This is a genomic window from Haloprofundus salilacus (assembly GCF_020150815.1).
GTDB classification, from domain to species: Archaea; Halobacteriota; Halobacteria; order Halobacteriales; family Haloferacaceae; genus Haloprofundus; species Haloprofundus salilacus.
The window spans coordinates 3,193,779-3,216,777 of record NZ_CP083723.1 but is presented as its reverse complement, the minus strand read 5'-3'; the positions used below and the strand labels follow the sequence as shown (position 1 = coordinate 3,216,777).

Annotated in this window: 23 protein-coding genes and 1 pseudogene; 13 read left to right on the top strand and 11 right to left on the bottom strand. The window is 64.8% G+C overall.

All coding sequences use genetic code 11. From position 1 onward, the window contains the following. Window positions 1–43 precede the first annotated feature (43 nt). Both LAQ58_RS16660 and LAQ58_RS16655 read right to left on the bottom strand, forming a co-directional pair. Window positions 44–292: a DUF7123 family protein gene (locus LAQ58_RS16660; protein ID WP_224448554.1), complete on the bottom strand. Its 249-nt coding sequence runs from the start codon at window positions 290–292 to the stop codon at window positions 44–46. 302 nt (window positions 293–594) lie between these two features. After that, on the bottom strand, window positions 595–1,407 hold the full coding sequence (locus LAQ58_RS16655) for a molybdopterin synthase (RefSeq protein ID WP_224448553.1): 813 nt from the start codon (window positions 1,405–1,407) through the stop codon (window positions 595–597). Between the two features lie 156 nt (window positions 1,408–1,563). On the opposite strand from LAQ58_RS16655, the gene pyrH reads away from it, so the two are divergent. Both pyrH and lysS read left to right on the top strand, forming a co-directional pair. Next, entirely contained in the window at window positions 1,564–2,283 is a 720-nt protein-coding gene (pyrH, locus tag LAQ58_RS16650) for a UMP kinase (RefSeq protein ID WP_224448552.1), read from the top strand. Beyond that, on the top strand, window positions 2,280–3,950 hold the full coding sequence (lysS, locus tag LAQ58_RS16645; RefSeq protein ID WP_224448551.1) for a lysine--tRNA ligase: 1,671 nt from the start codon (window positions 2,280–2,282) through the stop codon (window positions 3,948–3,950). Before pyrH ends, lysS begins: the two co-directional genes overlap by 4 nt. A 240-nt stretch (window positions 3,951–4,190) precedes the next feature. Here lysS and LAQ58_RS16640 read toward each other — a convergent pair whose 3' ends face one another. Beyond that, a complete protein-coding gene (locus LAQ58_RS16640; RefSeq protein WP_224448550.1) occupies window positions 4,191–4,739 on the bottom strand; it encodes an LURP-one-related family protein in 549 nt (182 codons plus the stop codon). A 104-nt stretch (window positions 4,740–4,843) separates the two neighbouring features. On the opposite strand from LAQ58_RS16640, the gene LAQ58_RS16635 reads away from it, so the two are divergent. Continuing rightward, complete coding sequence (locus LAQ58_RS16635; protein ID WP_224448549.1) at window positions 4,844–4,993, top strand: hypothetical protein; 150 nt, start codon at window positions 4,844–4,846, stop codon at window positions 4,991–4,993. 73 nt (window positions 4,994–5,066) lie between these two features. After that, window positions 5,067–6,854, top strand: a complete 1,788-nt coding sequence (locus LAQ58_RS16630; RefSeq protein WP_224448548.1) for a site-2 protease family protein — start codon at window positions 5,067–5,069, stop codon at window positions 6,852–6,854. A gap of 90 nt (window positions 6,855–6,944) precedes the next feature. Here the strand turns inward: LAQ58_RS16630 and LAQ58_RS16625 are convergent, their stop codons facing one another. Together LAQ58_RS16625 and LAQ58_RS16620 are read right to left on the bottom strand one after the other, a co-directional pair. After that, a complete protein-coding gene (locus LAQ58_RS16625; RefSeq protein ID WP_224448547.1) occupies window positions 6,945–7,466 on the bottom strand; it encodes a PadR family transcriptional regulator in 522 nt (173 codons plus the stop codon). A 79-nt stretch (window positions 7,467–7,545) separates the two neighbouring features. Beyond that, complete coding sequence (locus LAQ58_RS16620; RefSeq protein WP_224448546.1) at window positions 7,546–8,415, bottom strand: formate/nitrite transporter family protein; 870 nt, start codon at window positions 8,413–8,415, stop codon at window positions 7,546–7,548. Window positions 8,416–8,542: 127 nt separating this feature from the next. Here LAQ58_RS16620 and LAQ58_RS16615 point away from each other — a divergent pair, with 127 nt between their 5' ends. Continuing rightward, window positions 8,543–10,081 (top strand): heme-binding protein, encoded by a 1,539-nt coding sequence (locus LAQ58_RS16615; RefSeq protein ID WP_224448545.1) that lies wholly within the window; start codon window positions 8,543–8,545, stop codon window positions 10,079–10,081. 8 nt (window positions 10,082–10,089) lie between these two features. Here the strand turns inward: LAQ58_RS16615 and LAQ58_RS16610 are convergent. The 3 genes and pseudogenes from LAQ58_RS16610 to LAQ58_RS16600 form a co-directional block, all read right to left on the bottom strand. Next, window positions 10,090–10,278 (bottom strand): annotated as a pseudogene (locus LAQ58_RS16610) (HVO_2922 family protein); the annotation flags it as partial. A 355-nt stretch (window positions 10,279–10,633) separates the two neighbouring features. Beyond that, window positions 10,634–10,975: a DUF7344 domain-containing protein gene (locus tag LAQ58_RS16605; protein WP_224448544.1), complete on the bottom strand. Its 342-nt coding sequence runs from the start codon at window positions 10,973–10,975 to the stop codon at window positions 10,634–10,636. A gap of 428 nt (window positions 10,976–11,403) precedes the next feature. Next, a complete protein-coding gene (locus LAQ58_RS16600) occupies window positions 11,404–12,456 on the bottom strand; it encodes an aldo/keto reductase (protein ID WP_224448543.1) in 1,053 nt (350 codons plus the stop codon). A gap of 286 nt (window positions 12,457–12,742) precedes the next feature. Here LAQ58_RS16600 and LAQ58_RS16595 point away from each other — a divergent pair, with 286 nt between their 5' ends. Beyond that, the gene (locus LAQ58_RS16595) at window positions 12,743–14,896 is read left to right on the top strand and encodes a glycoside hydrolase family 32 protein (RefSeq protein ID WP_224448542.1); all 2,154 of its coding nucleotides are present in this window, start codon (window positions 12,743–12,745) and stop codon (window positions 14,894–14,896) included. A gap of 79 nt (window positions 14,897–14,975) precedes the next feature. Here the strand turns inward: LAQ58_RS16595 and LAQ58_RS16590 are convergent, their stop codons facing one another. Beyond that, window positions 14,976–15,593 carry an OsmC family protein gene (locus LAQ58_RS16590; protein ID WP_224448541.1) on the bottom strand — a complete coding sequence of 206 codons (618 nt, stop codon included), beginning with the start codon at window positions 15,591–15,593 and terminating at the stop codon, window positions 14,976–14,978. A gap of 198 nt (window positions 15,594–15,791) precedes the next feature. Between LAQ58_RS16590 and LAQ58_RS16585 the strand changes: the two genes are divergently transcribed. Both LAQ58_RS16585 and LAQ58_RS16580 read left to right on the top strand, forming a co-directional pair. Continuing rightward, on the top strand, window positions 15,792–16,616 hold the full coding sequence (locus LAQ58_RS16585) for a helix-turn-helix transcriptional regulator (protein WP_224448540.1): 825 nt from the start codon (window positions 15,792–15,794) through the stop codon (window positions 16,614–16,616). Window positions 16,617–16,701: 85 nt separating this feature from the next. Further along, window positions 16,702–16,869: a DUF1059 domain-containing protein gene (locus tag LAQ58_RS16580; RefSeq protein ID WP_224448539.1), complete on the top strand. Its 168-nt coding sequence runs from the start codon at window positions 16,702–16,704 to the stop codon at window positions 16,867–16,869. 28 nt (window positions 16,870–16,897) lie between these two features. Here the strand turns inward: LAQ58_RS16580 and LAQ58_RS16575 are convergent, their stop codons facing one another. After that, entirely contained in the window at window positions 16,898–18,208 is a 1,311-nt protein-coding gene (locus LAQ58_RS16575; RefSeq protein WP_224448538.1) for a glycoside hydrolase family 68 protein, read from the bottom strand. A 54-nt stretch (window positions 18,209–18,262) separates the two neighbouring features. Further along, window positions 18,263–18,460 carry a hypothetical protein gene (locus LAQ58_RS16570; RefSeq protein ID WP_224448537.1) on the bottom strand — a complete coding sequence of 66 codons (198 nt, stop codon included), beginning with the start codon at window positions 18,458–18,460 and terminating at the stop codon, window positions 18,263–18,265. A gap of 355 nt (window positions 18,461–18,815) precedes the next feature. On the opposite strand from LAQ58_RS16570, the gene LAQ58_RS16565 reads away from it, so the two are divergent. The 5 genes from LAQ58_RS16565 to LAQ58_RS16545 all read left to right on the top strand — a co-directional run bounded on the left by LAQ58_RS16565 (window position 18,816) and on the right by LAQ58_RS16545 (window position 22,882). Beyond that, complete coding sequence (locus tag LAQ58_RS16565; RefSeq protein ID WP_224448536.1) at window positions 18,816–19,715, top strand: acyltransferase; 900 nt, start codon at window positions 18,816–18,818, stop codon at window positions 19,713–19,715. Between the two features lie 86 nt (window positions 19,716–19,801). Continuing rightward, window positions 19,802–20,965: a PQQ-dependent sugar dehydrogenase gene (locus tag LAQ58_RS16560; protein ID WP_224448535.1), complete on the top strand. Its 1,164-nt coding sequence runs from the start codon at window positions 19,802–19,804 to the stop codon at window positions 20,963–20,965. 140 nt (window positions 20,966–21,105) lie between these two features. Continuing rightward, window positions 21,106–21,438 carry a DUF7577 domain-containing protein gene (locus LAQ58_RS16555; protein ID WP_224448534.1) on the top strand — a complete coding sequence of 111 codons (333 nt, stop codon included), beginning with the start codon at window positions 21,106–21,108 and terminating at the stop codon, window positions 21,436–21,438. A gap of 42 nt (window positions 21,439–21,480) precedes the next feature. Next, a complete protein-coding gene (locus tag LAQ58_RS16550; protein ID WP_224448533.1) occupies window positions 21,481–22,215 on the top strand; it encodes an Nmad3 family putative nucleotide modification protein in 735 nt (244 codons plus the stop codon). A gap of 94 nt (window positions 22,216–22,309) precedes the next feature. Continuing rightward, the gene (locus tag LAQ58_RS16545; protein WP_224448532.1) at window positions 22,310–22,882 is read left to right on the top strand and encodes a hypothetical protein; all 573 of its coding nucleotides are present in this window, start codon (window positions 22,310–22,312) and stop codon (window positions 22,880–22,882) included. Window positions 22,883–22,999 lie beyond the last annotated feature (117 nt).

Genomic DNA, 22,999 nt, shown 5'->3' with positions numbered 1-22,999 from the left:
CAAGCACGGCGAGGACCGGTGTCGCGGGGACGGAGGGGCCCGCTTACGACGACGGGGCGACGCGCCACGTGGTTGCGCTCGTGTACGACCACTTCTCGATGGTGAGTTCGTGGGTAGAGTCGCGAAGCTTCACCATCAGCGCGCCGATCTCTTTGGGTGAGAGGCCGACTTCGTCCGCGATAAACTTGCCTTTGAAGTACAGTTCGCCGTCTTGCGCCTTGTCGACGAGGTACTGCTTCAGTCGGGCTTCTTTCGAGCGTCCGTCGGTGGAGGGGTTTGCTGTTGCGCTCATTTTCCTTCTGACCTCGCTCTCCCAATGGTCGGTGGAGATGTTATAAAGGCAGGAACGTTAGTCACAATTCGGCCTCTTTCAGGCTGAAGAGAGTAAAAGAGTTCTTTTTGCGACGTTTTCTCCGGGTGTTAGATATTTCACAAACGTCTCTAAGCGATTTATCCGGGTTTGAATTTTTGATATAAACTCTAATAGTATCCTGCTGATAGACTGTTTTAGCGCAACGATAGCGGGTTTCTGCTCGACTAACCGTCACGAAACGGTGGATAAAGAAGGAAATATTCTCCGGAATGCGAAACCGGCTACTGTCTGTCGTGGACCCAGAAGTCAGATTCGACGGTCGTCTCCTTCTTGAAGATGGGAACCTCGTCCTTCAGGCGGTTGATGCCGTCTTCGACGGCACGGAACGCTTCGGTTCGATGTCCGGCGAGAACGACGACGAAGACGATATCCTCGCCGTCTTCGATTACGCCGGTTCGGTGGTGCATCAGCACGCGTTCGACGCCGTCGCGAGCCTCGATGTCGCGTCTGATCTCCGAGAGCCGTTCCTCGGCGACGCCCTCGTACTTCTCGAACGTCAGCCGAGTCGTCCGGGGGTCGTCGTCGCCGTCCTTCGCTCGGACGCGCCCAGTAAACGTCGCGATGGCTCCGGCGCGTTCGGCGCGCGGCGACTGCTTTATCCGCTCGACCAGCGCCTCCAAGGTGACGTACGGGTCGAACGCCTCGACGCGGGCGCAGAGGTCGTCCAACTCCACTTCGTCGACCGACTGAGCCGAGAGCAGCGGCTCGTTCGCCACGTCTCCGTTTTCGCTCTCGTCGGACTTCGTACCGGCGTCGCCGAGTCGTACCGTCGGCAAGCGGGTCGATTCGAATCCCGCGAGGAGCGCGAAGTCGTAGTCGGCGGCGAGGTGGTCGAGCAGGTCGTCGCGCGAGCGGTCGCGGCCCGCGCCGACCCAGACGCCGTCGTCGGCAAGTCCGTACGACGCTGCCGAGTCGGGCTCGGGGTCGCTGCCGTCGGGGAGTCGTTCGACCGTCGCGACGCGGCCGTCGAGTCGCGCTGCGAGTCGCTCGGTGAGCGCCGTTGCACCCGGACCGACGACGCAGAGTGTTCGCATACCCGAAAGACGGGGGACCGAGCGGCTTTAGTGTTGCTCAGCCGGACGTCCGGAGCGCGTGGGGCGGTTCGGGGGGCGCGAGAGAGATGTTCTCGAGCCGCGAGAACGTGGCGGAGTTGATAACCCTTAAGACCGAATCCCAGCAACCCGGTTGCAATGAGAGTCGTCATTTCTATCGGCGGGAGCGTCCTCGCGCCGGAGCTCGACGCCCGTCGAGTCGAGGCACACGCCGCCGCAATCGAGTCACTCGCCCGCGAGGGCTGCGAACTCGGCACCGTCGTCGGTGGCGGCGGCGTCGCCCGCGAGTACATCGACGCCGCGCGCGGTCTCGGCGCGAACGAGGTCCAGTTGGACCAGATCGGCATCGACGTGACGCGCATCAACGCGCGTCTGCTCATCGCCGGCCTCGGCGCGGGCGTCAACCCCGCGCCGGCGCACAGTTACGAGGACGCCGGCGAGGCCATCCGCCGCGGCGACATCTCCGTGATGGGCGGCGTCGTCCCGGGCCAGACCACCGACGCGGTGGCCGCCGCCCTCGCCGAGTACGTCGACGCCGACCTGCTCGTCTACGCGACGAGCGTCGACGGCGTCTACAGCGCCGACCCCCGGAGCGACGACACTGCCGAGAAGTTCGAGGAACTCACGCCCGAGGAACTGGTCGGCGTCATCGCGCCGATGAGCACGGACGCGGGGTCGTCGGCTCCCGTCGATTTGCTAGCGGCGAAACTCATCGAGCGCGCGGGGATGCGCACCATCGTCCTCGACGGCACCGAACCGAAACGGCTCGAACGTGCGGTGCTCCACGGCGAACACGAGGGGACCGACATCGTCCCCGCGGGCGCGGGCACCGAACCGACGTACTGGTCCCAGCGATGAGCGTCGACGACGGCGCCGACTCGACATCGACGGCCGCCGACGAGAGTGGTCAGGGAGACGGCGGCGAGACGCATCACGCGTTCTGGGCCGACGACGTCGCCGACGAGATTCTAGCGCGCGACCCCGACGACCCCATCGTCATCAAGGGCGGCATCTCCCCGTCGGGCGTCGCTCATCTAGGAAATTTCAACGAGATTCTCCGCGGCTACTTCGTCGCAGAGGTGCTCCGGGAGCGCGGCTACGACGTTCGGCAAGTGTTCACGAGCGACGACAAGGACCCGCTCCGAAAACTCCCGCGAAAGCTCGCCGACAGGGACGGCACCATCGTCGGTCTCGGCGACGTCGACGCGGGTGCGCTCGGGCAGAACCTCGGCAAGCCGTACACCGACATCCCCGACCCCTTCGGCGAGGCGGAGTCGTACGCGGCACACTTCGCGGCGCTCATCGAAGCTGACGCGGAGCGACTCGGCGTCCCGGTCGAGATGATATCGAACACCGAACTTTACGCGGACGGGACGTTCGAACCGGTTGTTCGGCACCTGCTCGAAAACGCCGACGCCGCACGCGAGGTGCTCACCGAGTACCAGAGCAAGGTCGACGACGACTACGTCCCGTTCAATCCGGTCTGCGGGAACTGCGGGAAGATAACCGAGACGGTGACCGACATCGACCTCGACGCCGGAACCGTCGACTACGTCTGCACCGACATGACCGCCGGCGACAACACCATCTCCGGCTGCGGCCACGAGGGGACCGCGACGTTCCGCAAGGGGAAACTGCCGTGGCGCTTCGAGTGGCCCGCCCAGTGGCAGGTGCTCGGCGTCGACTTCGAGCCGTTTGGCAAGGACCACGCCGAGGGCTCGTGGCCCAGCGGCAACGACATCGCGCGAAACGTGCTCGGCATCCAACCGCCGGTGCCGATGACGTACGAGTGGTTCACGCTCAACGGCGAACCGCTCTCGTCGTCCGCGGGTAACATCGTCACCGTCGCCGAGGTGCTCGAACTCGCCGAACCCGAGGTGCTCCGGTACTTCTTCGCGCTTAACCCGCGCCGCGCCCGCGACTTCGACCTCCGGCGTCTGGACCTCCTCGTCAACGACTTCGACCGCTTCGAGCGTATCTACTTCGGCGAGGAGACCGACGAGAACCTCAGACCGCTGGCCGACCGTGCGTACCCCTTCCTGGTCGACGAAGTACGAGAGGAGCGCGTTCGCCTGCCGTACACGTTCGCCGCGGTGCTCGGGATGGTCGACGACCCAGAACTTCGAGTCCAGATGGCGAAGAACGAGGGCCACATCACCGACGATACGCCCGAGTGGGCCGTCGAAGACGCGATGGAGCGCGTCGAGAAGGCCCGCACGTGGGCCGAGCGGATGGACAACGAGTACAACTACCGCCTCCAGACCGAGATGCCCGACGTGGACCTCGCCGACGATGTGGCCGCGGCGCTCTCCGACCTCGCCGACTTCGTCGAGGAGGGTCACAGCGGCGAGGAGATTCAGGGCGAAATCTACGAAGCCGCCAAGGAACGCGGCGTGGAGACCGGCGACCTGTTTCAGGCGGGCTATCTGCTGTTCTTCGACCAGACGCAGGGACCGCGCCTCGGCGAGTTCCTCGGCGAACTCGAAGAAGAGTTCGTGGTGAAGCGTCTGCGACGAACAGAGTGAGTCGCAGGCACGGGAGAGCTTCGCTTTCCCGGCGTCTTCGGCGCGAAGCGTAGCGAGCGCCGAAGGCTCGTCACGAACGAAGTGAAGTAACAGCTTGCTATGGCGCGGAGGCGGTCGCTTCTACGATATTCTGTACCGCGAGCGAGTGGAACGAGCGAGCGGGCCGAGGAGTGAACGAAAGTCACAAAACGACTGAAGAGAGCGACGAGAGATTTCACCGAGCGCAGGGTAAAAGGTGGGTTAGTTGTCCTCTATGGCGTCGATGACCACGGAGCCGACGACGACGAGACGCGGGTCAAGCGCGCCGGTCGACAGGGAGATGTCGTACTTGTCGCGAAAGGAGAACTGCTCGGAGATGGTGCCGTACGTCTCGCTGCCGTCCGGCGAGGTGACCGAGTAGGAGAAGGGAAGCAGCGTCGTCACGAGTCGGCGAACCGCCGCCATGAGGTGGTTGTCCTCCTTGACGAGCGCGACGAGGTTACCGTCGGCATCGTGCAGTTCGTACTCGTGTTTCAGAAACGAGCTGACACGACGCTTGACCGCACCGATGGGTTCGTCGGTCTGGCTGTCGACGATGTCGTACGCGGCGTTCACGTCGAGCACCTGGCTCGCGCGGACTCGAATCCGTTCCTCGCCGGTTTCGGGGTCAGTAAACCGGAAATCTTCCTTCAGGCGGAGTTTCTTCTGTTTGGAGGTCAGAATCGGCTCGGAGCCACCCGCTTCGTAGACGTTGTACTTGTTCCCGATGCCCAACTTCTGGCTGACCTCGTAGGAGTTCGAGTCGAACACGACCGTCGTGTCACAGAGTACGGATATATCTCTTCGGGAGGGCGCTCCAGTCGTCCCCCTCGAACGTAGAGCAATACCGCCGACGCGCGTAGCGAAGGCCATCGGTGCGGGCGTCGACACGCGTCGGCGGACGCACGGCGGAAACCCCGACGCCCATCGTCGAACGATACGTCGGCGAGACGGACGCGGACCGACTCAACGACGACGGCGGCGTCGTCCGGTGCCGGTCAGAACCGACGGAACTGACGCCGTAACCTCCGAGGAGTCGACGTAACGTCGCCGACGCAATCCGAACGTCTTTCCCGCTCGCATCCCATTCTTCGGCCAATGAACACGCTGCTGTGGATAGGTATCGGCGTGATCCTCTACACGGTACTGGTCCTCGTCTTGCGACAGCGCGGGTTGCTCCCGAGTTCGATCAAGGTGCAAGGCCCGCTGCTGACGATACACACCCGTCGCGGCCGGGCGTTTCTCAACTGGCTCGCTGGACCCAAACGGTTCTGGCGGGCGTGGAGCAACGTCGGCGTCGGCGTCACGCTCGTCATCATGGTCGGCACCTTCGCCCTCCTCGTCGTCCGTGGCGTCCAGATCGTCCAGAATCCGCCTGCGCCGACAGCGGTGAACGCCCCGCGAAACGTCCTCGTCATACCCGGCGTCAACGACTTTCTGCCGCTGTCGGTCGCCCCCGAGATTCTTCTGGGACTGCTCGTCGGACTCGTCGTCCACGAGGGCGGCCACGGGTTGCTCTGTCGGGTCGAAAGAATCGACATCGAGTCGATGGGCGTCGTCCTGTTCACGGTGCTTCCGATCGGCGCGTTCGTCGAACCCGACGAAGAGAGCCAGCGGCGGGCGAGTCGCGGGGGCCGAACCCGGATGTTCGCCGCGGGCGTGACGAACAACCTCGCCGTCACGGCCATCGCGTTGGCGCTGCTGTTCGGCCCCGTAACAGGCGCTATCGCGGCGTCACCCGGGGCGGCCGTCGGCAGCACGTTCCCGAACTCGGCGGCCGCCGACGCGGGCATCGGTGCCGGCGACCGCATCGTCGGCTTCGACGGCGCGAACGTCACCTCGAACGAAAACCTCCAGAACGCGCTCGGAGAAAGCGATGCCGCGAACGCGACGGTGACGCTCGCAGACGGGACCGAGCGGACCGTCCAGCGGTCGCTGTTGGTGACGGCGATGTCGCCTAACTCGCCGCTTGCCGCCGACGGTGCCGCCGGGGTGGAGACGAACGATACCGTCGTCGCGGTGAACGGGACGACGGTCAACACCGAATCCGGACTTCGCGAGGCCGTGGTCGACAGACCCATCGCCACGCTTACCGTCGAGAATCAGCGCGGGGAGGAGTCGACGGTGACCGGACCGATGGGCGTCCTCCTCGGCGTCTCGCCGGACGGGGCACTGAGCCAGCAGACGAACGTCCCCGGCGGTGAACAGGTCGTCGTCACCAGCATCGACGGCCAGCGGACGCTCGACTACACCGACGTGCAGGCGGCCCTCGACGGCGGCGAACCCGGCGACGAAGTGAGCGTGACCGCCTACGTCGACGGACAGTTGCAGACGTACGACGCGACGCTCGGCGAGGCCAACGATGGTACCGGACGCGGCCTCCTCGGTGTGACGCAGGGTCCCGGATACAGCGGCATCTCTGTCAACAGCCTCGGGGTGATACCGTACCCCGCCCAGCAGTTCCTCGGTATCCTCGGCGGCGACGTCCAGGGTGGGCTGTTCTCGCAGGTGCTCTTCATCCTCTTTCTGCCCTTCGCGGGCACTGTGGTCCCAGGACTGGACGTGAACTTCGCCGGATTCGTTGCGGCAAACGCGAACTTCTACACGGTCGGCGGACCGCTCGCGGCGCTCGGCGGCGGCGTGTTCCTCCTCGCAAACGTTCTCTTCTGGACCGGCTGGATAAATCTCAACCTCGCGTTCTTCAACTGCATCCCGGCGTTCCCGCTCGACGGAGGGCGCATCCTCCGCACGTCGACGGAAGCGGTCGTCTCGCGGCTGCCGGTCGACGGGAGGCAGGAGCTGACGAGCGCGATCACGACGAGCATCGGCCTCGTGATGCTCGTCAGTCTGCTGTTGCTGCTGTTCGGACCGCAACTGCTCGCCTAACTGGCGGGCAGCGGCTTCGTCTCGGAGAGAGAGCTGTGTCGTCTCGACGGTGGACGGTAGCGACTCCGCGAGCGGCGGCGTGCGCGTCGCCTACGAATCGAACTCAATTCCGTGACGGTCGTAGAACTCCTCGGGCGAGTCAGCGATTGGCTCGAACGGACCGAAGTCGCGCTCGTGGTGGCGGATCAACTGCTCGATTATCCACGAACTGAACGTCTCGTCGAACCGCCACGCTTCCTCGGGACTCGCCACGTCGAAGCGGCCGTCGGTGGCGAAGGCGACGTAGACGTGGTAGAATCCGAGGATGATGTCGGCGAACTCCTCGGCTTTGCCGCCGGTTTCGACCCGCTTTTCGCGAAGTTCCTCGCGGCCGCTGTCGGTCAGCGCGAAGTATTTCCGGTCGGGTTCGTCCTCGCGTTCGACCCGCTCGGCCCATCCTTTCTCTTCGAACTTGTAGAGGATGGGGTAGACCGAGCCGTACGACGGCTCCCAGTGGCCGCCGCTTATCTCGCGAATCTCTTTGAGAATCTCGTAGCCGTATCGAGGTCGTTCGCCGAGTAACTCCAGGACGAGATACGAGATGAGGCCTTTCGGTGGGCCGCTTTTCCGCATTGGTTGCCCATCAGGGGGGCGCTGTGAAAGCGTTTCGGTTACCCGAGTCCGCCGTCTGAGGCGACTGCGCCCGACCTGCTCACGGTTCCTCCGTCGTGTCGTCGCCGAAGCCGCTGGTCGCCCCGGCCTCGAAATCGACGTCTACGTCGTCGCCAGCGAGCGCGACGTGGCCGTAGTTGAGTATCGCGACGAAGACGCCGCCGCCGACGGCGTTGCCGAGCGTCGTCCACGTGAGAAAGTGGGCGAACTGTCCGAGCGTGACGCCCTGTCCGAGGAACATCGCGGCGAGCACTTCGGTCGTTCCCAACAGCGCGTGGTGAAACGGTGCGAACCCAATGGTCGAGGCCACGACGAGGACGATGACGACGCGGGCGATGGTGTCGCGACTCGCCGCGACGAGCCACGTCAGAAGCCCCATCAGCCACCCGGCGACGACGCCGCTGGCGGTGATGACCCACCACGGAAACGGGAGCAGCGCCGACGCCATCGACCCGAACGCCGCCGGGTCGACGATGTCCATCGCCGGACCGATGACGGCGATGAGACCGGCGAAGCACACACAGCCAACGAGGTTAGCGGCGAGGACGATACTCCAGAGTTCGAGGAGGTCGCGGATTGAGGCGCGGTCGGTCAGGACGGGGAGGACAGCCATCGTCGTGTGCGCGGTGAACAGTTCGGTCTGCCCGATGATAACGAACAGAAAGCCGACGGCGGAGACGCCGCCCAGGGTGAGCTGTTTGACGAGCGTCGAGGAGAAGTTCGGCTGAAACGTCAACACCATCCCCATGAACAGCGCGCCGAAGCTCACGGTGAGACCCGCGGCGAACCCGGAGATGGCGACGCCCTTCGGCGGTCGATTCATCTCCGTGAGAGCGTTCTCCATCTCCCGCTCGATGATGTTGCGGTACGAGAGCGTCGCGCCCGAGGGGTCGTCTGTCGTCGATGGCATCGATCAGTCGTGTCGACGGACGTTCCCCGCGGGGAAAACCACTGGGGCGGCGAGGAGCGACCCGGCTTCGCCTCAGATCCGCCCGCGACTCAAAACGCCCTTAGTCGGCGGGGTTCAACGTCGGCGTATGCCACGAGCGCCGCAGACCGAGGAAGGGTGGTACGCGCTGCACGACTTCCGGAGCATCGACTGGGACGCCTGGCGCGACGCGCCCCAGCGGGAGCGCGAACGCGCCGTCGAGGAAGCGGTCGACCACCTCCGGTCGCACGAGGCCGTCGAGGATGCAGACGCAGGTGCCTCCGCGGTGTTCTCCGTCGTCGGCCACAAGGCCGACCTCCTGATACTCCACTTCCGACCGACGCTCGACGCGCTCTCGACGGCGGAGCGTCGCTTCGAGCGGACGGCGTTCGCCGGGTTCACCGACCAACCGACGTCGTACGTCTCGGTGACCGAAGTCAGCGGCTACGTCTCCGACGAGTACTTCAAGGAGGGCGCGGACGCCGTCGACGAGGGACTTCGTCGCTACATTGAGGGGAAGATGAAGCCCGACATTCCCGACGACGAGTACGTCAGTTTCTACCCGATGAGCAAGCGCCGCGGCGAGCAGTACAACTGGTACGACCTCTCCTTCGAGGAGCGCGCCGAGTTGATGTCCGGCCACGGCGACGTGGGGCGGAAGTACGCGGGCAAGATCAAGCAGGTCATCGCCTCCAGCGTCGGCTTCGACGACTACGAGTGGGGCGTGACGCTGTTCGGCAGCGACCCGACCGACATCAAAGATATCGTCTACGAGATGCGCTTCGACGAGGCGTCCTCGCGGTACGGCGAGTTCGGGCAGTTCTACGTCGGGCGGCGGTTTCCCCCGACGGACCTCAGCGCGTACCTCGACGGGGAGTCGGTGCCGACGAGCGAACACGGCGACGCTGTCGGCCATCACCACAACCACGGCGAGAGCGGTGAAAACCACGGACACGGCAGCGACGGTGACGGGAGCTACCACGAAGGCGAGAGCCACCACGAAGGCGACAGCCATCACGGAAGCGGCGGAGACGACGGAGGCGACGGAGGCGACGCCGACGAGAGCGAGACCATCCGCGGCGAACTCACCGACCTGAACATCTACGCCGGAAAGCCGCACGGCGAGGACGTGTACGCGACGGTGCTGTACTCGGAGGCGGACACCGACGAGTTGTTCGACGAGGTCGACGGCCTCCGCGGCAACTTCGAACACTACGGAACGCACGTCAAGACCGCCGTCTACGAGGCGAACGAGCGGGGTCGTTCGGCCGTCGTCAGCATCTGGAAGACGCAGAGCGCCGCCGAGACGGCCGCCGGGTTCCTCTCGGAACTTCCCGAGATCGTTTCGCGCGCGGGCGAAGAGTCCGGGTTCGGTACCATGGGGATGTTCTACACCGTCAAATCCGACTACCGCGAGGAGTTCGTCGACAAGTTCGCCACCGTCGGCGGCCTCTTAGACGAGATGGACGGCCACCAAGAGACTGACCTGATGGTGAACGTTGAGGACGAAGACGACATGTTCATCGCCAGCCAGTGGCGCTCGAAGGAGGACGCCATGGGCTTCTTCCGCAGCGACGAGTTCCGCGAGACGGTGCAGTGGGGTCGAGACGTGCTGGCAGACCGACCGCGACACGTCTTCCTCGCCTGAACACCCCTTCAGTGCGTCACGACCGACGCACCCGCCGCGTTCTTTTTGACGCTCTCGATGCCTTTTTTTGCCGCTGCTTTCGAGGAATAGCCCTCGCCGCCGTCGGCGATGATGTTGCCGTTGTCGTGGCGGAGCCGCCAGCGCCACTCGTCGGCTTGGTCGCGATACAGCTCGAAGGTCGCTGCGCTGGAAGCTTCGGCGTCACCCGCCGCCGTCCGGTCGACCGAATCCGATTCAGCCCGTGAGTGAGCAGCCGAGTCGGAAGCGCCCGACGACTGTGCGGTCGATTCCGAAGTATCCGACGATTGGGCGGCGGAGTCGAAGCGGCCGACGGTCTCTCCGTCGGCGACGACCGAAACTGACACGTGGACGTTCTGCTCGTTCATACCACATCTGACGACGTCGATGAACGTATTAGTTACCGACGGCTGTCGAGAGTTCGAGGCGGAAGTGGCCGAGCGCGGAGAGACGGCCGGACGACGGCCGATTTCGAAGGGAAACGGGGAGTGACGAGAGGCGGCTGCGCCGGTAGACGGGTCGCGGGGGACGGCGCTATCGGTCCCTCTCGGAATCCATCGACTGTGCGAACGTGAGATACGGTTCGAGTTCCGAGTCGGGGTCGCAGAAGCGCAGACGTCGAGTCTGCTCGTCGTAGCGGACGAACGTCGACTCGGTCAGTTTTGGTAGCACCGTGTGGTGCAGTTCGAGAGCGAGTCGGTGCCGGTCGCGAAACGGCGTCGTCTCCCGGCGGAGCATCCGGTCGACCAGTTGCTCGTAGCCGAGAGGTTCGTTCGTGTCGAACAGCACGTACAGTGCGGCACGTCGACACGGGTCGGCGAGCAGTTGGAAAGCTTTCGACGGCGCGAGCGAGCGTTGTGGTGTGTCTGAAGACATTACTCTGTTGTGCGGAGGGAGGTGAGTGAGGGCTGTTCGGGGCACTCGACCGGCGAAGCGGCGACCGGCGGCCTGCGATGGAGGATGAGTGACATACTGTCAAATGGATACAACTATGGCCTTCAATATATAATTGAGGCCTTGAACGAAATGGGGTATAAATAGTAGTGGGGATGCGCTTCAGTCGCAGTCGACCGCGTACCACGCCGAGTACCGCGAGCGCACCTACAACCTCGATACGTACCCTCTGTAGGTTGCAGTAGAGTCTCCCTGTCCCTACGCCGCGAGTTCCGAGTTATTTTATTCGATCGTAGTAGCGAATCCAGTAAAAGTCAACTGTAGATATCAGAACTGATGCGGTTCGTACAATCGCAACCTGCTAACCTCTGTGAGAAAACGAGTGAGTATTTCGTATCGCGGTTGGTGGTTTACAAGCCCGCGCTTTGCTTGCCGGTGCCGACCAGGTCCGCGCCGTCGACGGAGGACCGGAGGCTGTCCATCCCGTCGTCGCGGCTGATTCCGAAGTTATCCTGATAAAGTTCCTCGACGCGTTCGACTTCTTCGTCCGAGAGCGGCGGGGTCTCCGAGGCCGCGGCCCACTCGTCGATGTCCGCCGTCGTTCGGAACGTCGGCGTCACCGACGCAACGGCGTCGTGGCTGAGTAACCACTGGATGGCGGCCTGACCCATCGTTCGCTCGTCGTTTCGTTCGAGGAAGCGCAGCGCCTCAACTTTCTCCCAGCCGGTCTCGTACCACTCGTCCGGACGGAACCCTCGGTGGTCGCCGGCGTCCAGTTCGGTGTCGGGCGTAACCTGCTCGTTCAACAGCCCCGAAGAGTGCGGAACGCGGGCGATGACGGACGTGTCCGCGCCCTCGTGCGCGATGGTGTCGAGGAAGTGTCGACCGGGCGTCTGTTCGAAGACGTTGAAGACGGTCTGGATGGCGTCGAAGTCGAGTTCGACGGCTCGGTCACCCTCCGCGAGCCAGCCGATGGAGGGACCGAGCGCCCACCCCAGGGCGTCGACGGTGCCCTCCTCCTTGAGCGATTCGAGCGTCTCGACCACCTCGGGCGTCACCTCGTCGACATTCGCGTTGTGCAGTTGGAGGAAGTCGAGGTAATCGGCGTCGAGGCGCTCCAAACTCCGATCGACGCAGGTGCGAATCCACTCGGGATCCAATCGCTTGGGCAACTCGCCGTGGCCCGCCTGCGGGTGGTTGTAGAAGTCGTAGCCGATCTTCGTCGACAGCGTCACCTCGTCGCGGCGGTCAGCCAACGCCTTCCCGAGGAGTTTCTCGCTGTCGCCGTGACCGTACACGTCGCCGGTGTCGAAGTACGTGATTCCCTGCTCGAGGGCGTACTCGACCATCTCGACGGCCTGATCTTCGGTCCGGTCACCCCACCAGTCGGTGCCGACGACCCACGCGCCGAAGCCGACTTCGCTCACTTCCACTCCCGAATCACCCAGCGTTCGGTAGTTCATACCGCGCGCTAAGGCGAGACGACACTTATCGGAACCGGTTCGACCGTCGAATCGGCCGGAGGAGAAGCGGTACGTGGGTGGCGTACGCGGTATCCGAGGCGTACTTGACATCCACGGCGTCCGCGCGTCTCGTTCGCCGATAGGTGGCCACTCGCCGACCCGCGATGGTGAGTCGATAAACGGTTGAATGCGATACGAAATCGGATATGAGCGCTCGAAGTCGCCTCCGCTGCAATCCCTGCGAAGTCGGCAACGCTTAATCGCTCAGCGACGCCAGTCGTAGAGGATGGATATCCCTGTACGCGTCGCGTGTCTGTACGTGGCCGACCGCTCGCCCGAACAGCGAGCAGCGTACGAGTGGTGCGCGGCGACGGCAGCGACGGCCGATATCGTCTCGTTCGCCGCCGTCGCCAACGGTGGCGTCGACCTCGACGCCTACGACGCCGTCTGGTGGCACCGCGACGCCCCGTTCGAGCGGAACGCCGCGGTCCGAGACAGCGCCCGACACGTCCACGCATTTCTCGAAGACGGCGGCGGACTGCTACTCTCGCTGCACGCGCTCTCGGCGGTCGACTCTCTCGGTATCGACGGCGTCCGGCCGGACGCGACCGGCGTCGAAGAGATTCACGAGCGGAGTGGATTCGCGTCCAAAGCCCTCTACGCCGACCACCCGGCGTTCGAGTCGTTCGGCGAGCGGTTCCACGTCGCGTCGCCGGACGACGAAAGACCGTTCGCCCGCTACGAGACACTCCTCCCCGAACGCGGGCAGGTTCTCGGCAGTTCGCTCCGCGGCGACGACCTGTTGGTCGGCCACAAGTCGCTCATCTCGTGGCGTGTCGGAGCGGGGAGCGTCGTCGGCGTCGGCGAGCACCTCCGGTTCGACGCTCGGGACGACGAGATGCACGCCCGAGACGGGTTCGTGCGCAATCTGCTGGCGTCGCTCGCCGCCGACCGCCGGCCGACGTTCACCGACCGCCCTGCCGACCCCGAGGGGTTCGCCGACGTCCGAGCGGCACTTTCCGACGACCACCACCGACCGGGCTACCACCTCGCCGCGCCCGCGAACTGGCTGAACGACCCGAACGGTCTCGTCCACTACGACGGGCGCTACCATCTGTTCTACCAGTACAACCCCGCCGGCCCATTTCACGGGACGATACACTGGGGGCACGCGACGAGCGAGGACCTCGTCCACTGGCGCGACGAACCGGTCGCGCTCTCGCCGTCGCCGGACGGCCCGGACCGCGACGGCTGTTGGTCCGGGTGTACCGTCCTCGACGAAGACGGGACGCCGACCCTGCTCTACACCGGTGGACGCGGGCGCGTGCAACTCCCGTGTCTGGCGACGGCGGCCGACGGCGACCTCCGGACGTGGATAAAACACGGCGACAACCCGGTCATCGAGGAGGCGCCGACCGACCCGCCAGTGCTCGCGACGAACGACTGGGACGCCGAGTTCCGCGACCACTGCGTCTGGCGGCAGGACGGTGTTTGGTACCACCTCGTCGGCGCGGGCGCGCAGGGCGGCGGAGGCGTCGTCCTCCTCTACCGCGGCGAGCTTCTCGATGAGTGGGAGTACGTCGGCCCGCTGTTCGGCCGCGAGGAACCCGACCCCGGAACGGTCTGGGAGTGCCCGGAACTGCTCGACTTCGGAGACACGCAGTTACTGCAGGTGTCGAACTACGACGAGACCATCTACTTCGTCGGCGAGGCGGACCTCGACGCACCCGCCTTCGACCCGACGAACGAGGGGGTGCTCGACTACGGCGATTACTACGCCCCGCAGTCGTTGCGCGCGCCCGACGGCCGCGTGCTGACGTGGGGATGGCTTCCGGAGGCCCGTGACCTCGACGCGCAGTGGCGCGCCGGCTGGTCGGGGGCGATGTCGCTTCCGCGGGAGCTCAGTGTCGCCGAGGGCGAGATTGTCCAGCGACCGGCCGCCGAACTGGCGGCGCTGCGCGAACGAAGTGCACTCTCCGGCGACGCGTCGCTGGCGGCGGGCGAGCGCCGAACGCTCGACCTCGCAGGTAACAGCTACGAACTGGCTTTCGAGGTGGAACTCGGTGCGGACGCGACGTTCGAACTCGGCCTGTTCGAGTCGCCCGCGCTCTCGGAGCGAACGGCCGTCAGATACGACGGCGAGTCCGTCGTCGTCGACCGCTCGGAGTCGAGTCACGACTCTGCACCCGCGAAAGACGAGCAGCGAATGCCCGTCGAGGGAGACGCGCTCTCGCTTCGCGCCTTCGTCGACGGCTCGGTGCTAGAACTGTTCGCGAACGAGCGTCGGTGTCTCACGAGTCGGGTGTACCCGACCTGCGAGGACGCCGAAGGCGTGTCGTTGTCGGCGATCGGCGGCAGCGTGGCGCTTCGCTCGGCGAACGCGTGGGAACTGGAGGCGACGTTCCCGGCGGGTCGGAACCGACGCCCGGACGGCGACTGAGCGGACCTCCCTCGAAAGCGTCGCCAAAAGTAGTGCCACCTGATCGACTCGCCCGATGGTTACCGATGGTTACAGATGGTTACCGACGGCGAACTGACGGTCGGCAACGGTGTGGGAGTGTCACGAGGTTGTACACCGCCGAGCGTCCAACCGACTCTTCGAGGTAGCTGCGTTCGTCTTCGCCGAGGCCGTCTCCGTCGGCCTCGATATCAACTTCGAGGTCGCCGAACATGTCGACTGGGTCGCCGTCTTCGGTCGTAATCTCTTCGAGGTGGAGGAAGACGAACGGGTCCCAGGCGATTCGAACCCTGGTTTCGAGTTCGTCGAGTTCGATGCCCGCCGCAATTGCGCTCATGCTGACGGCGGCGTTAATGCACCCCGAGAGCGCGGCGAGCGCGAGTTCGATGACCTCCTGTCGGTCGGTCGGGTCGACGAACCCCACGGCATCTTCGACCTCTCTGTGCCCGCCGAGGTGGTGGACATACTCGCGAGCGGTGCGGTCGATTCGCTGACCGCCCAGCGTGTACGGTCCGGTCGTCGCCTTCGTGTGAATCGCCCGACCTTCGTAGACGCCCTTCGCTTCGAGACCGAACTGGACGTCGTCGGGGTTAGCCTCGGCGAACTCAAGGAACGCCTTCAGTTTCTCCACGTCGACGCCCTGCGTTACGGTTCCTTCCTGTTGGGATTCTGTTGCCATGGTAAGACACCTCTTCGGGGTCGTCCCCCGGTCGTCGCATCCTGCAACGGACAGGTTCCCGTACGGCGCGGCCGAATCTATAATTAATCTGAGATATTTTCGCGGACGGTGAGCGCGTCTCACCCGCTGAGACGGTGGCCCGTTCGAAAGTCGACGCTCCCGAGATAGGGTTATGCTCGGCCCGACAGTAGTTCTCGTATGACCACCGCGCCACTGGCGGACCCCGGCGGGTTCCTCGAACTCGTCAGGCGCGCACCCATGCTGGAAGCGCTCCGAGATGGAGCGGCCGACAGGCGAGAGTTGGAGGACGAGTTGGAGATTTCGCGGGCGACCAGCCACCGGTTGACGAGGTGGTTCGAGGACCGAGGGTTGGTCGAGCGCGTCGACAGCGAGTTCCGCCTCACGGAGACCGGACGCGCAGTAGCGACGGCGCTCGTGAGTTTTAAATCGGAAGTGACCGCCGCGCTGTTGCTCGCGCCTGTGCTCGATGCGGCTGACGACGCCGACGACGCCGTACCGCCGGTTCCGCTCTCGGCGTTCGCCGACGCGACGGTGACGACGCCCGGCCGCGGCGACCCGCACGGGCCGATGAACCGCTACGTCTCGCTCGTTCGAGAGACCGAAACGCTCCGCGGATTCGACACGTGGGCCATTGCACCGACCTACATGGGCGAGATTCAAGAGCGGATTCTCGACGGCATGGAGACGACGCTCGTCGACCCCCTTGCCGTCGTCGAGGACGTGATGGAGAACTACCCCGAGCGGTGCGTAGAGGTGTGCGTGAGCGGACATCTCACGATTCGACTCCACGACTCGCTGCCGTTCGGACTGGCCGTCTTCGACGACCGAGTCGGCGTCGCTGTCCGCGACCCGGAGACGAACGCGCTCACGGCGTTCGTCGACTCCGACTCCTCCGTCGCTCGCGAGTGGGCGGAAGCGACGTACGAAGCGTTTGAGTCCGAGGCCGTCCTTCTCGAAAATTTTACGAAGAACGGAGTTCGGGAGGCGTTGGCGAATCAGTGAGCGACGTCGAGAACTTTGCGGACGCGAGCGAGAAAACGGCTATGCTCGGCCGTGACGTACCGACCGCGTCCGAAGGCGACGAATAATGGTCAAAGAGGTGAGCTGTATCCACGCCGGGTTCGAAGATTGCGCGTTCCTCGTCCGCTCGGAGAACGAGACGGAGCTAATCGAGTTCGTCCAGCGACACGCCGAGGAGACCCACGGCGTGTCGGTATCGCGCGAACACGTCGAACGGATAGCGAAGGACGTTTAGGCCGAATTCGGACGTTTCGTCCGTCTCGTCAGTACTCGCCTTCGTCCGGCAATCTCTCGCCGCGTCCCCACCACGGCTCCGGCAGCTTTTCGTTGGGGAGCGGGAGGTGGCCGTGTTCGAGGGTGCCGACGATTCTCGTGTGATTGCCGTCGAGTTTTAGCCGCACGGTCGGCGCGAGCGTCCCGCCGAAGCGCCGCAGCTGTTCGGCTTCGGGCAGCACTGCGACTTCGTCGAGACTCGGCCGGCCGAACTCGAAGTAGTTGAAAAAGGAGGTGGCAAGAAGTTCGTTACCGTGGTCGAACGCGAGCCACGAGTACGCTTGGAACGGCGCGTTCGACGGATTCGTCAGGACGAGTCCGGAGCCGTTGAGCGGTTCGTACTCGCCGCGAAGCGAATCGGCGACGAAACCATACAGTGCGTCGTAGCCGTCGAGACCGGGCGCGAACGTGTGGTCGTGACTGGAGATGAACAGGTAGTAACGGCCGTCGCGACGGACGACGTGCGGGCGTTCGAGTTCCTGATTGACGCAGACGGCATCGAGTAAGGGGGCTCGGAGTTCGAATTCCGTCGGATCGCCCGTCGGCGACTCGGCGATGCCGACGCTGCCGTTGAACTCCTGTTGGGCGGGGTCGCCGCCACAGGCGTCCGAGCCCTCGGAAACCGGCGTGTTCGCCTCGAACAGGAGGTAGGTGGTGCCGTCGTCCTCGAAGAACCACGGGTCGCGGAAGGTGTATATCATCCCGCGCGACTGCGCTTCGGTCTCGTAATACTCGCCGTCGGGTTCCAACAGGACTTCGTGGGTCCACGGCCCCTCGATTCGAAGGCCGTTTTCGTCCGTTTCTATCGCGCCGCCGTGGCCGACGGCGAGCCGCTGCGTGTAGGTGAGTTCCTCCTCGCCGCGGCGACCGGACGCGGTGTAGTACGAGAAGACTTCTCCTCGGTCGTACAGCGCGCACCCGGCCCACTGCCGCGACCCGAGCGGTCCTTTCTCGTCGACGTCGAAGACGGGTCCGCCAGTTTCCCACTCCTTGCCGTCGCGCGAGTAGAAGTAGCGGATGGTCGCCACGTCGTGGCGTTTGCCGGGAAGGAGTTCGGAGGAGGAGGTGAGCGCGAAGATGACGCGGTAGCCGTCGATTTCGGCGAGGGAGTTGTCGCGTTCGCGGAGGAACCACGTGTCCCAAATGTGGAGGTCCGAATCGACTGGAGCCTCCGGCGGGTAGATGATGGGCGCGACGGTGTCCTCGGAGCGTTCGATTCCGGCGGCGTGGTCGCGGGTCCACGCGGGAGTGCGACGGCCAGCGTCCTCGTTGGAGGCGTTTCGCACTGCGTCGTCTTGCATAGTGGAGGCAGGCGAACGCAGGTTCTAAGTGTTCCCGATAGTTCTCGGTGGAGGCTACATTTGCGGGACTTCCGAGAACGTCAGTTCGCCGCCTTCAGTGATGCGTAGCAGTCCGTTTCTCGATTTGTTCGAGACGAACCACTCCCACTGCTCCGACGCGGACTCCGTTTCGGCGTCGATTCGGTACGTTCCCGTCGCGTCGACGAACGCAGCCGTCTCGTCCGTTCCCAGTATTCTATTGTCGTTCCGCATCTCGGCAGGTTCTATCTCGTAGGGGGTGTCCAGTACCGTTTCGTCGGCGTACGTTACGGAGAGCGAGAGAGAATGGCGACTGGAATCGGCGTTCGAAAGCAATATTTTTGAGATTTCTCTGAAGGTGGTGCTCTCTCACGTGCGACTGGGGTCGGTTCGTCCGTCGCAGTGCCGTCGACGCACCCGGCGAGAACCGTACCGACCGCCACCGATACGACGCGCCGCGAGAACCGTCGCCTGAGCATAGTTCCGATGGGGAATCGGCCCGACAAGAGTGTATCTCCCGTTTTGGCGTGGTCTGACCCGACGCGCGCACACCCGAACGGATTTGACTGGCGATGGCTAATTCGTGCCAATGACAAAGCGTCACGTCTCGCTCCCCCCGATAGCGGAGGAGGGGGTTCGAGCCTTCATCGACGAGGTTGACGAGCGACTCTCCGGCGAAGAGGACACCTGTGACGTCGTCCAGGACGTGCTCGTCGATCTCTACGGCGATCGGGGGGCGTACGAGCGCTGGCAGGCCGGCGAGGACGTGTCGAACGCCGAGCGCGTGCGACTGCAGGGGTACGACCCATGCAATTCGACCCTGGAGTCGGAGTACTACGCCGAGAAGGACGAGGAGAAGTTCAAACGCTCGAAGCACCTCCAGTGGCTCTGGCGGCAGTTCGACGCGACGCCGATGGCCGACAACGTGGAGTTCGCGCTCCGGTTCCGGCAGATGCTCGCGAACCACCTGTTCGAGGAGGCGGGCGAGAACCTCCGTCTGTTCAAGGGAATCACGATGACGTACGGCCACAACATCCGCGTCGGCGACAACACAGTCGTCCACGACGACGTCCACCTCGACGACAGGGGCAGACTCACCATCGGCAATCGGGTCTCCATCTCAGACGGCGTCCACCTCTACAGCCACGACCACGACATCGTCGACCAAACCGCCGTCAAGAACTTCCACACTGTCGTCGAGGACGACGCCCGCGTCACCTACGACGCGATGGTTCGGGCGGGCTGTAAAATCGGCGAGAACAGCGTCGTCGGCGCGCGGTCGGTGGTCCAGGGCGACGTGCCCGCTCACCACGTCGCCGTCGGCACGCCCGCCAAGAGCGTGAAGATCAAACCCGGGTGGGAGGAGGAGGCCGGGCCACTGGAGACGGGCGGCGAGAATCGACAGGCCGAGCGCGAAATCGAGTACGATCTCCCCGACGACGTCGACGAGTTCGACGAGTTCGACCGCGACAGGCAACCGCCGAGCTGAGACCCGTACGAGAGCCGAGAGGTTCGAACGTCGAAAAACGTGTTTTTTGCGATACCTTTTGGTTAGCGAAGCCGAATGACGGACGTATGGACCGCCGGACCTATCTCGGTTTCGTCGGCGTCGCCGCCGCCAGCGGTTGCCTCGACGCCCCGACCACCTCCGACCCGCCCGGAAACGACAACACCTCCGACCCGTCGACCGACGCCCGGACAACCTCCCCGCCTCCACAGACCATCAAACACGAGACGGTCGTCACGGGTCTCGAAATCCCGTGGGGGGCGGCGTGGCGCGACGGCGACCTCTATCTCACCGAACGCCTCGGACGCATCGTCCGCATCCCCGGCGGACGGGGCGACCCCGAGGAGGTTCTCAGCGTGCCCGACATCGTCGACGACGGCGAAGGCGGTCTACTGGGGTTGGTCTTTCACCCGAGCGAACCGGCGGCGTTCACCTACCACACCTACGAGAGCGACGAGGCGGAGTTCGTCAACCGTATCGTCCGCCACGACCTCGAAAACGGCTGGGAGTGGGAGCCGATTGTCGACGGGATTCCCGGCGACATCATCCACGACGGCGGCCGACTCGCCGTCTACGAGGAGAGCCTGCTGGCCACCGTCGGCGACGCGAACAACCGGGAGCGTGCGCAGAACACCGATTCGCTCAACGGGAAGGTGCTTCGGCTGACGTTCGACGGCCAACCGCACCCGGAGAATCCGTTCGACAACGAGGTGTTCACCTACGGCCACCGCAACCCACAGGGGCTCGCCTTCCGCGACGTCGGCGAGCAGGGCTCGTCGGGCAGCGAGACTGCGTCTCGCCGAGGAACCATCTTCTCGACCGAACACGGTCCCGACAAGAACGACGAAGTGAACGTGCTCGAAGCGGGCAACAACTACGGCTGGCCCGACGTAGGCGGCACCGAGAGCACCGACGAGTACACGGCGGCGATCACCGAGTACACGCCGACCATCGCCCCCGCGAGCGCGACGTTCTATCGGGGGCCGTACCGCGAGTGGCGAGGCGATTTCTTCTTCGGAACGCTCGCAGGTGAGCACATTCGACGCCTGCGCTTCGACGGCACGGAGGTAGTCGAAGACGAACCGCTGTACGAGGGCGAGTTCGGTCGCCTTCGGACGGTGTTCACCGGACCCGACGACCATCTGTACGCCGTGACGAGCAACCGCGACGGTCGCGGCGACCCCCGCGACGGCGACGACAGAGTGCTTCGTTTCTTCCCCCAGAACGAGTAAGCAGCTCCCGCGTTCGTGCGTGAAAATGTACCCTTCTATCTCCTGCGCTCGACGGCCCTCGACGAACGGAACAGCGTCGCTCGACCGGGTTCTCGGGGACCAACCGAAGACACAAGTGCAGTGGTGACAAATAGCATAGTATGCGCGCACTGTGGGGGTGGATACTCGCGTACGTACTCGGGTTGGTCGTCCTCCAACTGCTCGTCTACCGGTATCTCGGCGGCGACGGCGGCGCGTTTGCCGAGGCCGACAGCGCTGTCGCGCGACGCGGCGGCGGAGGCGACGAATCCGCGGACCGCGACGTCGTCCGCGACCGACCGGGGGCCGCGAACGTCGGTCCGCCGATGGCGGCGGCGAGAGCGGAGGCGCTCCGCGAGTCGACGACTGAACGCGTCTGTCCGCACTGCGGCGTCGAGAACGAACCGGACACGACGTTCACGTTCTGTCGAAACTGCGCTCAACGACTCGCGTGAGCGAAGCGCCGCCGATTTGCCGCCGTAGTCCGTAGCGACGACGTGGCCCGAAGCATCGCGATAAACGTCGCCGCGAACACGAACCTCCCCGGCTTTCGCGGACCGGTCTACCCCGACGGTCGGTTCGAGTACGTCCCGATTCCGGAGCGAAAGGAGACGAGCGAGCGGGTGCCGACGTACGGCGACCTCTCGTTCGGCTTCGACCTCCCGGCGTCAGTGCTCGACACGCCGGTCCACCTCGACCCAGCGTTTTCGGGCGTCCACGGCGCGACCCGCCACACCTACGGCGACGAACACGGCGTCAAAGCCGGACCGCTCTCGGAGTTGGAGTCGGGCGACTCGCTGTTCTTCTACGCGACGCTGAGTCTGCACGGCGAGAAACGACGTTCGAACCGCGTCGTCCGCGACGACTGGGGGACCTACCTCATCGGCGAGTTCCGCGTCCGCCGCACGGTGACCGGCGAGCAGTACCGCGAACTCTCGTCGGCCGAGCGCGAGCGGTTCGCCGGGAACGCCCACGTCAAGCGCGACCCGTTCGACGCGAAGGTGCTCGTCGAAGGGGGCAACGAGTCGAGGCTGTTCGAGCGCGTCGTCCCACTGAGCGCGCGGGAGGCTGGCGCGACGGCAAATCGGGTGGTCACGGAACTCTCGAACGACTCCGGGAAGGGACCGTGGTGGCGTCGGCGCTTCTGGTTCGACGAGTCGGCGACGGCGGAGCTTCGAGCCATCGTCGACGGAGACGGCCGAGACGCGGCCGACGCGTCGTGGTTCGAGTAGCGCCGTCGCGTCGGTGAGGCGGGAACGACGAAACTGACGGCCCCGAATCAGGACCGGCGCACGGGTTAACTCCTCAGCGCGCCTCCGAAGCTCCATGGCACTGAGAGACATCGACAGCCACACGAGAATCGAGCGACGAACAATCGCCGGACGGGAGGCGCGCGTCTACCTCCACCCGCACGAGATTCGCGTCCAGTGGCGTCCCGGACGGGCGGTGTACCTCGGCGTCCGAGTCGGCGACCGAATCAAGAACGCCGACCGCGACGTGGCCTCCGCGCGCATCGACGAGTGGGAAGTCGAGGAGATAACCCCCGAGACGGTGGTCGGACGCGGCATCAAAACAGGAGAGCGCCGCGAGTGGGACCGCAAAGCGCTCGAACGCGGGTTGATCGTCGGCAACTACGCGACGAACCTCACCGAGTTCGCGACGGTGCTGGTCCACGAGGTAGGCGGTCACGGCGGACGCGACCCCTACGTGACCGTCGTCGCCTACGGCGATAACGGCGAGAAGTACGGCCGTCGCTACCGCTTCGTCGACGACGTGGGCCGAACGGTCGAACACCAGGACCAAGACCCCGTGGTGGACCGACTCGCTCCCGAGATGGCGGCGGCGTTCGACGAACTGGTCGTCGGAGCGTTGGAAGACGATGGGTACGCCGTTCAGTGAGCGAATCATCGGGTTCGGTGGCTCTGTTGAAACCCTCGATCACTGATCGTTTGTCGAAACCGTGCTGAATACAGGGCACGTGTCTCGCAGGGACGCAACTCAAGAAAGTCGCCCTTG

What these genes read in the sequence shown, in the direction of transcription:
- LAQ58_RS16580 (WP_224448539.1), top strand. Translation starts at nt 16,702, where the DNA reads ATGGTCAAAGAGGTGAGCTGTATCCACGCCGGGTTCGAAGATTGCGCG.
- LAQ58_RS16605 (WP_224448544.1), bottom strand. Translation starts at nt 10,975, where the DNA reads ATGTCTTCAGACACACCACAACGCTCGCTCGCGCCGTCGAAAGCTTTC.
- LAQ58_RS16625 (WP_224448547.1), bottom strand. Translation starts at nt 7,466, where the DNA reads ATGCGGAAAAGCGGCCCACCGAAAGGCCTCATCTCGTATCTCGTCCTG.
- LAQ58_RS16595 (WP_224448542.1), top strand. Translation starts at nt 12,743, where the DNA reads ATGGATATCCCTGTACGCGTCGCGTGTCTGTACGTGGCCGACCGCTCG.
- LAQ58_RS16655 (WP_224448553.1), bottom strand. Translation starts at nt 1,407, where the DNA reads ATGCGAACACTCTGCGTCGTCGGTCCGGGTGCAACGGCGCTCACCGAG.
- LAQ58_RS16600 (WP_224448543.1), bottom strand. Translation starts at nt 12,456, where the DNA reads ATGAACTACCGAACGCTGGGTGATTCGGGAGTGGAAGTGAGCGAAGTC.
- LAQ58_RS16565 (WP_224448536.1), top strand. Translation starts at nt 18,816, where the DNA reads ATGACAAAGCGTCACGTCTCGCTCCCCCCGATAGCGGAGGAGGGGGTT.
- LAQ58_RS16615 (WP_224448545.1), top strand. Translation starts at nt 8,543, where the DNA reads ATGCCACGAGCGCCGCAGACCGAGGAAGGGTGGTACGCGCTGCACGAC.
- LAQ58_RS16590 (WP_224448541.1), bottom strand. Translation starts at nt 15,593, where the DNA reads ATGGCAACAGAATCCCAACAGGAAGGAACCGTAACGCAGGGCGTCGAC.
- LAQ58_RS16545 (WP_224448532.1), top strand. Translation starts at nt 22,310, where the DNA reads ATGGCACTGAGAGACATCGACAGCCACACGAGAATCGAGCGACGAACA.
- LAQ58_RS16555 (WP_224448534.1), top strand. Translation starts at nt 21,106, where the DNA reads ATGCGCGCACTGTGGGGGTGGATACTCGCGTACGTACTCGGGTTGGTC.
- LAQ58_RS16560 (WP_224448535.1), top strand. Translation starts at nt 19,802, where the DNA reads ATGGACCGCCGGACCTATCTCGGTTTCGTCGGCGTCGCCGCCGCCAGC.
- LAQ58_RS16585 (WP_224448540.1), top strand. Translation starts at nt 15,792, where the DNA reads ATGACCACCGCGCCACTGGCGGACCCCGGCGGGTTCCTCGAACTCGTC.
- LAQ58_RS16570 (WP_224448537.1), bottom strand. Translation starts at nt 18,460, where the DNA reads ATGCGGAACGACAATAGAATACTGGGAACGGACGAGACGGCTGCGTTC.
- pyrH (WP_224448552.1), top strand. Translation starts at nt 1,564, where the DNA reads ATGAGAGTCGTCATTTCTATCGGCGGGAGCGTCCTCGCGCCGGAGCTC.
- LAQ58_RS16630 (WP_224448548.1), top strand. Translation starts at nt 5,067, where the DNA reads ATGAACACGCTGCTGTGGATAGGTATCGGCGTGATCCTCTACACGGTA.
- LAQ58_RS16575 (WP_224448538.1), bottom strand. Translation starts at nt 18,208, where the DNA reads ATGCAAGACGACGCAGTGCGAAACGCCTCCAACGAGGACGCTGGCCGT.
- LAQ58_RS16620 (WP_224448546.1), bottom strand. Translation starts at nt 8,415, where the DNA reads ATGCCATCGACGACAGACGACCCCTCGGGCGCGACGCTCTCGTACCGC.
- lysS (WP_224448551.1), top strand. Translation starts at nt 2,280, where the DNA reads ATGAGCGTCGACGACGGCGCCGACTCGACATCGACGGCCGCCGACGAG.
- LAQ58_RS16660 (WP_224448554.1), bottom strand. Translation starts at nt 292, where the DNA reads ATGAGCGCAACAGCAAACCCCTCCACCGACGGACGCTCGAAAGAAGCC.